The sequence below is a fragment of the Allobaculum fili genome (assembly GCF_020969955.1).
GTDB classification, from domain to species: Bacteria; Bacillota_I; Bacilli_A; order Erysipelotrichales; family Erysipelotrichaceae; genus Allobaculum; species Allobaculum fili.
The window spans coordinates 20,705-31,846 of record NZ_JAHDSX010000014.1 but is presented as its reverse complement, the minus strand read 5'-3'; the positions used below and the strand labels follow the sequence as shown (position 1 = coordinate 31,846).

General features: G+C 51.6%; 12 protein-coding genes. 2 read left to right on the top strand and 10 right to left on the bottom strand.

Annotated features, from left to right (window positions below; translation table 11 throughout):
* Positions 1 to 175: 175 nt before the first annotated feature.
* The 9 genes from Afil_RS04870 to truB all read right to left on the bottom strand — a co-directional run bounded on the left by Afil_RS04870 (position 176) and on the right by truB (position 8,465).
* Entirely contained in the window at positions 176 to 946 is a 771-nt protein-coding gene (locus Afil_RS04870) for a TlyA family RNA methyltransferase (RefSeq protein ID WP_230267419.1), read from the bottom strand.
* The gene (dxs, locus tag Afil_RS04865) at positions 936 to 2,798 is read right to left on the bottom strand and encodes a 1-deoxy-D-xylulose-5-phosphate synthase (protein WP_230267418.1); all 1,863 of its coding nucleotides are present in this window, start codon (positions 2,796 to 2,798) and stop codon (positions 936 to 938) included. The genes Afil_RS04870 and dxs overlap by 11 nt, the downstream gene beginning before the upstream one ends.
* A gap of 88 nt (positions 2,799 to 2,886) precedes the next feature.
* Positions 2,887 to 3,747, bottom strand: a complete 861-nt coding sequence (locus tag Afil_RS04860) for a polyprenyl synthetase family protein (RefSeq protein WP_230267416.1) — start codon at positions 3,745 to 3,747, stop codon at positions 2,887 to 2,889.
* Positions 3,737 to 3,994, bottom strand: a complete 258-nt coding sequence (gene xseB, locus Afil_RS04855) for an exodeoxyribonuclease VII small subunit (protein WP_230267415.1) — start codon at positions 3,992 to 3,994, stop codon at positions 3,737 to 3,739. The genes Afil_RS04860 and xseB overlap by 11 nt, the downstream gene beginning before the upstream one ends.
* A 151-nt stretch (positions 3,995 to 4,145) precedes the next feature.
* Positions 4,146 to 5,573 (bottom strand): exodeoxyribonuclease VII large subunit, encoded by a 1,428-nt coding sequence (gene xseA / locus Afil_RS04850; RefSeq protein ID WP_230267414.1) that lies wholly within the window; start codon positions 5,571 to 5,573, stop codon positions 4,146 to 4,148.
* Positions 5,570 to 6,145, bottom strand: a complete 576-nt coding sequence (nusB, locus tag Afil_RS04845) for a transcription antitermination factor NusB (RefSeq protein WP_230267412.1) — start codon at positions 6,143 to 6,145, stop codon at positions 5,570 to 5,572. The genes xseA and nusB overlap by 4 nt, the downstream gene beginning before the upstream one ends.
* A gap of 45 nt (positions 6,146 to 6,190) precedes the next feature.
* Entirely contained in the window at positions 6,191 to 6,520 is a 330-nt protein-coding gene (locus Afil_RS04840; protein WP_230267410.1) for an Asp23/Gls24 family envelope stress response protein, read from the bottom strand.
* Between the two features lie 14 nt (positions 6,521 to 6,534).
* Positions 6,535 to 7,515, bottom strand: coding sequence for a bifunctional riboflavin kinase/FAD synthetase (locus Afil_RS04835; RefSeq protein WP_230267408.1), 981 nt, complete (start codon positions 7,513 to 7,515; stop codon positions 6,535 to 6,537).
* Positions 7,512 to 8,465, bottom strand: a complete 954-nt coding sequence (truB, locus tag Afil_RS04830) for a tRNA pseudouridine(55) synthase TruB (protein ID WP_230267407.1) — start codon at positions 8,463 to 8,465, stop codon at positions 7,512 to 7,514. The genes Afil_RS04835 and truB overlap by 4 nt, the downstream gene beginning before the upstream one ends.
* 212 nt (positions 8,466 to 8,677) lie before the next feature.
* Here truB and Afil_RS04825 point away from each other — a divergent pair, with 212 nt between their 5' ends.
* Complete coding sequence (locus Afil_RS04825) at positions 8,678 to 9,421, top strand: tRNA lysidine(34) synthetase (RefSeq protein ID WP_230267405.1); 744 nt, start codon at positions 8,678 to 8,680, stop codon at positions 9,419 to 9,421.
* A gap of 238 nt (positions 9,422 to 9,659) precedes the next feature.
* On the opposite strand, the gene Afil_RS04820 is transcribed toward Afil_RS04825, so the two are convergent.
* Positions 9,660 to 10,382, bottom strand: coding sequence for a YebC/PmpR family DNA-binding transcriptional regulator (locus Afil_RS04820; protein ID WP_230267404.1), 723 nt, complete (start codon positions 10,380 to 10,382; stop codon positions 9,660 to 9,662).
* Positions 10,383 to 10,699: 317 nt separating this feature from the next.
* On the opposite strand from Afil_RS04820, the gene Afil_RS04815 reads away from it, so the two are divergent.
* A complete protein-coding gene (locus tag Afil_RS04815; RefSeq protein ID WP_230267402.1) occupies positions 10,700 to 11,098 on the top strand; it encodes a Spx/MgsR family RNA polymerase-binding regulatory protein in 399 nt (132 codons plus the stop codon).
* The last annotated feature ends 44 nt before the right edge of the window (positions 11,099 to 11,142 follow it).

Here is an 11,142-nt window from a genome sequence, read left to right as displayed (position 1 = left end):
TTTCTTTAAAACGGGCCGTATTTCCATATTCCGTTAGTCAGTCAGCCGCCTGCTTCCTAAGAGGCAGGCGGCTGACTGTATTGTCTTCAGTTGTATCCGCAAAAAGGCTATCCAGCCGTAACGTCTTTTCGGCTTCTTTCCGTTATACGTCCAGACGCGATCCTGGTTATTTGAGTTATTCCGGTTTTGCCGGAGCATCCGTCGGTTCAGGCGCGCTGTGGATCTCTTTTGGCCGGCACGCGTACAGGAGGTATTCCTGATTGCCGCTGCGGCCGACGACCGGCGAGGGAATTTTGCGTACTTTTGCGTAGTGCATCAAAAGTGCGTTCTGAATTTTCTCTACGGCCTGCGCTTCGTATTTCGGATTTTTAATGACGCCTTTTTTGTTGAGTGCGTTTTTGGTGCATTCAAACTGCGGTTTTACGAGCACGCACAGATGCTCGGGCATCATCTGCAAAAACAGCGGTTCGAGTATGGAAAGGGCGGAAATAAAGCTGACATCCATGCAAATAAAGTCGATTTTGTCCGAAAACCAGCTTTTTAAAATGCTGCGCGCGTTCATGCCTTCCATCTCCACCACCCGCGAATCCGCTTTGAGCGCGGGTGAAAGCTGCAGATGACCAACATCTAAAGCGTATACTTTGCGCGCACCATGTTCAAGTACGCATTGCGTAAAACCTCCGGTGGAGGCGCCGATATCGAGAACACACTGATCTTTCACGTCGATGTGAAAGGCGTCAAAGGCGGCCTGAAGCTTTCCGCCGGCACGGCTGACATAATCGTGCTCGACAGGACGGATTTCAATCTGATCCTGTTCTTCTTCCTTCAGTTCATACGCCGGCTTGGTAATGGTTTTTCCGGCGATCGAGACGCGGCCCTGCTTGATGGCATCGGCTGCACGGGTGCGCGTCTGCAGTTCTTTGGCCAGATACTGATCAAGACGCATGATCTTTCAGCCTTTCCATTAAATCGTCGAGCGAAATGTGCTGCTCCTTTTTGAGCTGTTCCACGCTTCCCTGCTCAATAAAGCCATCCTTTAACGTCAGCACATCGATATCTCGCTTATAGTCAGAGGCTCTGGCCTGAATCTGCATCGCCAGTCCGCCTTCGTACGAATCCGTTTCATAGACGGTAATCGGCTTGCCGGATTCAAAGAGCTTTTTGAGCAGATCGTCATCGAGCGGTTTTAAAAAGCGTGCGTTAACAACCATCAGGGACAGATTTTCCTGACGAGCCCGGTCGAGAATACGATCGACGTCCGGACCGTAGGCGATCACGATCTGATCGGCTGGCCGATCCGCAAACGTTGAATACACCGTCCACGTTCCAGCGGGAATGAGCGCGAGATGCTCCTTTGGCGTAAAGGGTACTTTTCCACGCGGATAGCGGATAAACCAGGGCATATTCTGATGGAAGCCCGAATAGAGGAGATCCTGCGCTTCGAGCGCATCCTTTGGCTGGCACAGAACGATATCAGGAACGGTCGACAAAAAGGCGATGTCGTAAATGCCCTGATGCGTATCTCCGTCCGCGCCGACCAGACCGGCGCGGTCTATGCCGACAACGACCGGCAGATGCATGCGTGCGGTATCGTGCAAAACCTGATCGTACGCTCTCTGCAAAAAGGAACTGTAAATCGAAAGAAACGGGTGCAGACCGCCGGCAGCCATTGCCGCCGTCATCGTCATGGCGTGTTCTTCCGCAATGCCGGTATCGAAAAAGCGATCCGGATAGCGGCGGGCAATGGGCAGCAGTTCGCTTCCAGTCGCCATGGCCGGGGTAACGACGGCCAGCTTGGGATCGAGGGCCAGAAGACGCATGAGCGTGCGCGCGATCGCTTCCGACCAGCTTAAAACGCCGGGAACCGGTGCGGCCAGCGGCTTTCCGGTATACACATCAAACGGACCGACGCCATGCCACAGACCGATCGTATCGTTTTCGGCCATGGGATAGCCTTTTCCCTTTTTCGTAATAACGTGCACCACGACCGGTTCATCTTTTTCTCTGGCCGTCTGAAACGCGGAAATGAGTGCGCCGATATCGTGGCCGTCCACCGGTCCGATGTAGTTGAGATTAAACTGCGAAAAGAGCGGCGCGTCGACAACGGCCTGCCGGACCATGTCCCGGCTGCGCTTGAGAAAATGCAAAATTTCCTGTCCGGCTTCAGAGCTGGAAAGCGACTGACTGAGATCCTTTTTCGTATCCCGGTACACTTTCGACGTCCTAAGACGAGTAATCGATTTTTCCAGTCCGCTGTCGTTAGGCGAAATGGACATCGTATTGTCGTTAAAGACGATAATCATCTTGCGGCGCTGGCGGCCCAGATCGTTGAGCGCTTCGAGCGCCATTCCCGATCCGATCGCGCCATCGCCGATTACGCTGACGACTTCGTAATCCTGATGAAGCAGATCGCGGGCTGCCGCAAAGCCGAGCCCCGCCGAAATGGACGTCGAGGAATGGCCGGCTTCCCACGGGTCTGCCGGACTTTCGCTGCGTTTCTGAAAGCCGGAAAGGCCGTGAAACTGGCGCAGCGTGGAAAACTGATCGGCACGGCCGGTCAGAATTTTATGCGCATACGACTGATGGCCGACATCAAAAATCAGCTTGTCTTTCGACGCATCAAAGACGTAGTGGAGGGCGATCGTCAGTTCGACGACGCCGAGGTTGCTGGAGAGATGGCCGCCGGTTTCCGAAACGGAATACAGCAGAAACAGCCGGATCTGACGCGCCAGAACTTCCATCTCCTTCAGGGAAAGTCTGCGCAGATCGTCACAGGTTTTCAGCTCGGTCAGATTCATCACAACACTCCTTTCCCTTATCGCCTGAAGGCGTATTCTAAGAGTTTTTTGAATTCGTTTGTTTTTCAGGCCGAAGCCTGATTTCGGATCAGTGAGTACGATGGCGAATTTCATCAAAAAGTTCGCGCAGAGTCTGATCCTGCAGACCGAGCGCATCCAGCGTACGATCGATTTTCGCGTAGCATTCTTCGATTTTGCGCGTCGCCTGATCGATTCCGTACTGCGTCAGGGCGGTCGCTTTGTCATTGCGCGTATCCGAAAGGGACTTGCCCATCTTCTCTTCGGTACTCGTCATTTCCAGCAGATCATCCTGTAACTGGAAAAGAATGCCGAGTTCCCTGCCGATTTCATCCCACGCGTCCAGATCTTCTTCATGATCCGCAATAAGAGCGGCTGAACTGAGCGGCAGCTGAAAGAGACAGCCGGTTTTGAGCGTTTCAATGCGCACGAGCTGCTCCAGGCTTTCGTCATCCGAAGCCGAACTCCACAAATCGAGATCCTGTCCGAGACACATGCCATTGGCGCCGGCTTTCTGCGCCATCAGGCGGCAGAGTGCAGCTGCATCTTTTGGATTTTCCGCCTTTGCGGCCATTTCAAAGGCCAGCGTCTGCAGGGCATCGCCTGCCAGAAGGCCGACATCCGTTCCAAACAGAATGTGTGTGCACGGTTTGCCGCGGCGCATCCTGTCGTCGTCCATTTCCGGCATGTCGTCATGAATGAGCGAGTATGTATGCATCATTTCAATGCCGCACGCCATATCCAGACCTTTTAAGGGATCCAGACCATACGCCTCAAGGGCCGCAAAGAGCAGCAGCGGACGAAGCCGCTTGCCGCCGCCAAGTAGGGCGTACCCCATGGCTTCCTGAATCCGGGACGGTTCTAAAGCGGCAATGCTTTCGTCCAGGCGCTTTTCCAGCACCTGTTTACACGTTTCCAGTTCAGGCTTCATGGACGTCTCCTCGATTGGCCTGAGCGCTCAGCTGATTCATTTCCATCTGGAACTGATCGAGCTGCTGCGAGCAGAACTGTGAAATCTGAAGGCCTTCCTTGTAAAGAACAAGCGCGGTTTCCAGATCGAGATTGGGATCGTTGAGCTGGTTAACAATTTCTTCCAGGCGCTTCATGGCTTTCTGAAAGCTCATGGGCTGACCCTGGGCATCGAGCGGTGCCGGGATCGCTGTCGTTTTTTGAACCATGGCAGTATGGCTCCTTTCTGTATGGGAAACGAAACGATTCGATCCAGAGGACTGAACCGAATCTTCCGGTTACTGTGCAAAGACGTTTGGTTTAAACGCTATTTTCAGAAATTTTATGTCCTTTGCCGCCTGGGATGAACCCAGGCGTTTTTTACTGATCCGTGTCCGGCGCTTCGCCTTCCGTTTTCAGATCCGGTGAAACCGACTGAACCACGGATACAGCCGAGCCCCTCGCAAAGCGGATATCAAGCGAATCGCCGGCTTTGAGCGAATCGGCCGAAGAGAGAACGTGTCCGTTCTGGCGGACGATGGAAAAGCCGCGTTCAAGCGTACGCTCTACGGAGAGCGCCTGCAAAAGCGCGTCCAGTTTATCAAGCGCACTGCGGCTGCGTTCATAGTGCCAGTCCATGGCTTTTTCCATTTTCTGCACGTTCTGGCCGATCTCATTTTGCATCAGAGTAATGCGATGAACGGGCGCTGCAAAATAGAGCGCGGACGTCGTGCTCGACAGCCGGTTTTTCTGCGTGCGCAAAAGATTTTCCATTTCGACCGGCAAAAAGGCTGAAGCTTTTTCCAGACGGCTTTGCGCGCTGGACAGAATGGCCGCAAAGGCACCGTTAAGCTTTTGAATCTGCACATTGAGGGGTGCTCTTCGCGTTTCCAGATAGCCCTGCACATTGGACAGGGGCGAAGAGCCGACCAGATACAGGAGATTTTGCCGGCTGACCTGAAGCAGGCGGCGTGTCCGCTCTTCCATCTGGCGCGTGAGCACATCCAGTCTGGCCCGTACTTCGTTCTGATCGGGCGTCACCCACTGCGCCGCGGCTGTTGGCGTCAGAGCACGATGGTCGGCGGCCAGATCGGCCAGCGACGTATCGATTTCATGGCCGATGCCCGTGACGGTGTACGTTTTCATGGCTGCGAGCGTACGGACGATCTGCTCGTCGTTAAAGCAGAAGAGATCTTCAAAGCTTCCTCCGCCGCGAATGAGCAGAACGGCATCCATGCCGGCCGCATCGGCTTCTTTGAGCGCCGCAACAATTTTGGGCGGGGCGTCATTTCCCTGCACCGGTGCGGGAAACAGGGTGGCCTGAAGCATCGGCCAGCGCAGACGGATGGTTTTCAGGGCATCCTGCAGGCCGGCGGTCGTCTTGCCCGTTACGATCGCGATTTTATTGATTTCCTCGGGTCTTGGCTTTTTGCGGCCCTGATCAAAAAGACCTTCGGCAGCCAGTCGTTTCTTGCGCTCTTCAAGCTGCAGATAGAGCGCGCCGATGCCGCCGAGTTCTACATGGTCGACATTGAACTTCAGCTGACCGCGCTTTACGTAAAGATCGAGCGTTCCATGAACAAGGACAGCCATTCCGTCCTCGAGAGTAAATCCTACCCGGCTCGCATTCGAGCGCCAGAGAGTACAGGAAAGCTGTCCTTCTTCATCCTTAAGATCAAAGTAGCAGTGGCCGCTGACATAGCGAACGTTGGAAAGTTCGCCGGAAATCATGACGCTGTCCGTATGGACTTTCGACGTCAGAAACTGACTGACCAGCGTGACCAGCTGGGAAACTTTTATAGTTTTCATTTCAGCGAATCAAGAATCGCATTCACCATTTTGGCAGAACCGGGCTCGCTGTACTCCTTGCAAAGCGTGATCGCTTCGTTGATGACCGCAGGTTTCGGGGCGATTCCTTCCAGAATTTCCTGCGTGCTCATCAGAAGGATGGCCTGTTCAATAACCGGCATGCGGTTCCAGGTCCAGTCCCTGCGCAGCTTGGAGGAGAGCAGTTCGATGTATTCGTCCTTGTGTTCCATAGTGCCGATGGAAAGCTCATACAGGTAGCCGTCAATGGCGTTATGGCCATGAAGCAGATCAAAGAGCGCCTTGCGGATATCGGTTCCGACGAGCAGATTCTGATAGATCGCCTTCAGCGCGATAATGCGCATCTGGTGACGGTTAAACGGGATGCCGTATTTCAGCATGAGATCGGTGCTCAGCGGAATTTTCTGTACGAGCGCTTCCTGAATTTCCACAGGAATTTCGTCGAGTCGATCCTTGATGGCGTCATAAATAAACGGAGAGAGATTCGAAAGTCCTTTTTCGAGTTCTTCCGGGCTCATCGGCTCAACATCGGCCAGGGTCTTTTTCTGTTTCATAGTGTCTTGTATTCCTTTCAAAAAAAGGGAAATCCGCCGATTTCCCTAAAAGATAAATCCGACGACCTGAATCTCAATCGATTCTGGTTTGTAGTCGGTCATGTATTCAATGCTTTCGTAAATCTTGTTCTGCAGGGCCGCGCATAAATCCGTAACATTGGCATTTACGCCAAGCCGAACGGGAATGGAAATATACAGTTTTCCGTCTTCAATCCAGGAAAGCTTGTCGGCATGGAATACTTTGGAGCTTTCTGCGACTTCAACGTCTTTCGATTCATCAATCACATTGCGGGCGATTGCAGAAAAAACGGAACGGTTGTATACGATCGAGCCGTACTGGTCCGTTACTTTCATTGCACTAGTTTGATTTGACATAATTTCACCTGACTTCACGGTTCAAGTATACCATCGAGCCCATCCAAACTCCATAAATTAACTGTATGGTCCAGACGGGCATCCGGCAACGCTAGTGCCTTTAAAGATGCCTTCTCGTCCCGCCTGAGCTGTTCCTTTAAATCGTCTACGCTCGCAAAGCGGATTTCTGAACGCAGGCGCCTGGCGAACAGAAAGCGCACTTTTTTGCCATAGAGGGAGCCGGAATAGTCAAACAGATGGGCTTCAATCGTCTTTTCCCGGTTGTTAAACGTCGGATTGGTGCCGACATTGATCATCGCCTTGTACGCGTGATTCTTTACGAGAACATACCCTGCGTACACGCCGGAAGCCGGGCAGAGCTCTTCTTTGGAAAAGGAGAGATTGGCGGTCGGAAAGCCAAGCTTGCGGCCGCGCTGAAAGCCCGATTCCACCGTGCCTTTCATCGTGTACAAATAGCCGAGCAGTTCGCCGGCTTCTTCCACATTGCCTTCGCGAATCAGCGCTTCGATCCGGCTGGAGGAAATTTTTTCTTCGTGATCGCTGATCTGTTCGATCACATCGACCGGAAGACCGCTGTCCTTTCTGAGCGTTTCAATATTGCCGCTTCCCTTTTTCCCGTACGTGTAGTCAAAGCCGCAGACGACTTCTGTAATGTTCAGATCCTTTAAAAACTGATGGAACTGTTCGTTGGAAAGGCCCGCGAATTCCCGGGTAAAGTTCACGATGTAAAAGCAGTCGATGCCCATCGACTCGAGAATCATCGCCTTGTCTTCGAGATCGCTTAGATGATGCAGATCCGCATTCGGCTTCAGCACCTGCCAGGGGTCCGGATCAAACGTCAGGACGGCACTCTGTATTCCGGCGGCTTTGGCTTTGGCTATCGCCGTCTCCATCAGCTGCCGGTGTCCTCGATGGACGCCGTCAAAATAGCCAAGGGCGCAGACGCTTTTCTCTAAAGCCGGAATCTGATCGAATTCTATGCGTATGCTTTTCATTGCCAGAGCCCCCTTGTACAGGAAAACAGATCCCGGTCCCTGAATTTTCGCGTATAAATGGCGAGAACTTCGTTTCCGTCCATCATCAGAACCTGATCGTATTCGCTTTGAAAATGGATCGTTTTTCCGTTTCGAATATCGTCCGGTGTTTCGTAATCGACTTTGGGCAGATCCAGGAGCCGGTCCATCGGATAAAGCGTATGTTCTGGTGCTTCTAAGTCTTCGGCTTCTTCAATCGTAAAGCCGTTGGCTTTTGTTCGCTGCAGGGCGCTCATTGCGGCGAGGTTTCCGCTCTTTACGCCAAAATCCCGGCAGATGGAGCGAACGTACGTACCGGAAGAGCATGAAACCCAGAACGAGAAATCCGCTTTCTGAACGGATTCTCTTTCCTCCAGTTCGATCTGTTCATTTTGTTCCTTCTCAGCCGCTTCCCCCTCGGTTGCTTCTGTCTTTTCTTCAGAAGCAAGCGTCACGAAATCGTCCATCCATTGGGGCGCATCCAGGGCACGGATATCGTAAATGGTAATATCCGAATACACTTTGGGGACTTCCTTACCTTCTCGCAGGTATTCATACAGCTTCTTTCCGTCCACCTTTTTAGCTGCTGCTTTGGGAACGAGCTGATGCTGCTCGCCTTTAAAGGAATCCAGAAGACTCTGCACATCAAAATCCAGAGTGACCGGGCGAATCGCTTCGAGCTTTCCGGTGATGTCATCGGTGTCATAAGAAGCGCCAAGTTCGCAGCGCGCGATATACTCTTTATCGGTATCTTTTAAAAACGGCAGAAGCTTGCAGGCTCTGCCGGCGAGAACGACCAGAACGCCGGAAGCCATGGGATCCAGAGTGCCGGCGTGGCCGAATTTTTTCTGTTTATATTGTTTACGAAGCCTGGCAATGACATCAAAACTCGTCATCCCCGCCGGCTTGTTGATTACAAGAATTCCATCCATACCGCTATTTTAAGCAATTCCGAACAAACATCAAAACAGACAGACCTGTCCCCTTTCCGCACCCTCCCTTCAGCCATTGCATTTGCGAAAAATTGCTGGTGACGTTTTCCATGCAGGAAAGCATTCAAGGGGCACATGCGACCTTGCCGTATGCCGCTCGGGCAGCCTGCCGTCTGTCTTTTCCCCGAAAGGTTAAACACAAACCCATATTTATGAAACTGCAGACTCTACTTCGAAAAATCCGCCTGGCCGATCAGGACTTTCGCCTGATTGAACCTGGCGATATGCTCGCCCTAGCTCTTTCTGGCGGCAAGGATTCCATGCTGCTGTGGCTGGCGCTGAGCATGTATCAGAAATTCAAGGGAAAGGATTTTTCCCTTTGCGCGATTCATATCGACGTCGGCTTTTCCAGCAAGGAAACCGAGCTCATGAAAGAATTCGCCGAGAAATACAATCTTGAACTTCACATTGTCGACACCCGCATTTTCGATATTTTAAATCTTCCCGAAAATCTGCAGGGCGATCGGATTTCCTGTTCGCTCTGTTCCACGCTCAAAAAAGGAACACTCATCGAAGAAGCCAAAAAGCTTGGCTGCAATAAAGTCGTCTTCGGTCATCATGCCGACGATGCGACGGAAACCATCCTGCTCAATCTCATTCACGGCGGACGCTTCGCCTGCTTCTCGCCCAGCCAGTACATGTCCAGAACGGACGTTACGCTCATTCGTCCGCTCGTCTACGCCACGGAAGAAGAAATCATCAAAGCGTGCCGGGACAATGAGATTCCTGCCGTGAAACCCGTCTGTCCAAACGACGGCCATTCACAGCGTCAGGAAATGAAGGAGCTTTTAAACGAGCTGTATGCACACTATCCGATGGCTAAAGAAAACTTTCAGCTTGCGCTGACCAACCGCAAGGAAGACCGGCTCTGGCAAAAAGTCGAAGACCAGAAGTAAAGCCGTACACTCCTGCCCTCAGGATCAGAGCTCAGTTCCATGCCGCAGGCAGAATATGCAGCAACACGCCGCAGAAGCGGAAATTTTCCCGTCTGCGTCGTGTTCCTTTGCTTCCGCTTCAACAATAAGCGGACATACCATTCGAGCAATATAAAAACGGCTTTTTCAAGCCGAATTTCCGGACGCAGGCCGTGAGAATCCGATGGAAAAGCCGTTTAAACTCTGTTTTCCTTGAAAACTAGATATTGGATACGTTGTGGTAAACGTTCTGTACGTCATCGACTTCGTCAAGCAGAGTCAGCAGACGGCGGAACAGTTCGAGATCTTCGCCCTCGAGCTCAACGGTTTCGTTTGGAACCATGCGGCGTTCGAGAACTTCGTATTTTACATCCGGAATCAGCTTATCGATGGCTTCCTTGGCTTCATCGAGCTGAGTCGGATCGACCGTAACGGTCATGTAGCCGTCTTCCACTTCCACATCGCGCAGATCGATATCGCCTTCGAGCATGGCTTCCATCATGGCATCTTCGTCTTCAAACGGAACAACAATGACGCCGAGATCTTCGTAGCCGAAGGATACGGATCCGTTTACGCCCATTTTGGAATGGGACTTGTTGAAACAGGCACGCAGGTTTGCGATAGTGCGGTTGGCGTTGTCAGTCAGGCAGTCGACGATGATGGTGGAGCCGGCGCCGGCGCCGAATCCTTCGTAACGAGCTGCCGAGAAGCTTTCATCCGCAGAGGATTTTGCTTTATCAATGGCACGTTTGATGACATCGGAGGGGACGGAGTTAGCCTTGGCGCGGGCGATTGCCTTTTTGAGCGCCTGGTTCATATCGGGATCAGGGACACCGCTCTTTGCGGCCACTAAGATTTCTTTCGAGTATCTGGAGTATACCTTTGCTTTGGCGGCGGCAGTTTTGGCCATGGCTGCTGCACGCACTTCAAAATGTCTTCCCATAATTCATCCTTTCAAAAATTACTTTGTTAATATATCACTTTTTCGGACAGGTACAATCTGACCCGCCTCTTTGATCGTAGAAGATTCGAAAAAAGACGCTTATATAAAGAAGGAAACGATTCCCTTACGATCGTTTTCTGAGGGTGAATAAAACACTCTATCACACAATTTTCCGTAATTTAAAAATGCGGAGCGCTTTCATCTTTAAAATTGCGGTTTTTCAAAGTGAAATTTGAATCGGTCTTGTATCTTGCCTACCCTTTGGATAGGATTAATTCGCTGTTAAGAACTCTAAGAAAGGAGCTGAATTCAGCCGTATGAATAATACCGTATTGTTCTATACTTCCCCCGGCTGTTCAAACTGCCGAAAAGCCAAAAAATGGCTCGATGAAAATCATATTCATTATATTGAAAAAAACGTCTTCTCGTCTGATCTGACCGAGCAGGAGATTAAATATCTGATGGCCCGCTGCGAAAACGGAACAGAGGACATCATTTCTACCCGTTCCAAGACTTATGCTTTGCTTAACGGAAGAATTGACGATATGACGATCTCTGAACTGACCAGTTTCATCCACGAAAATCCGTCCATTCTCAAGCGTCCGATTCTTCTTTCCGAACGCAGCATGGCGGTTGGATACGACCACGACGAAATCACAGCCCTGATTCCCCGCCGCGGCAGAGGTCGCGACCTGGCCAATCCTTACGTTTACTAGATCATTTGTCACCCATTTTATAAACCGGATTCTTCTTACGGGAA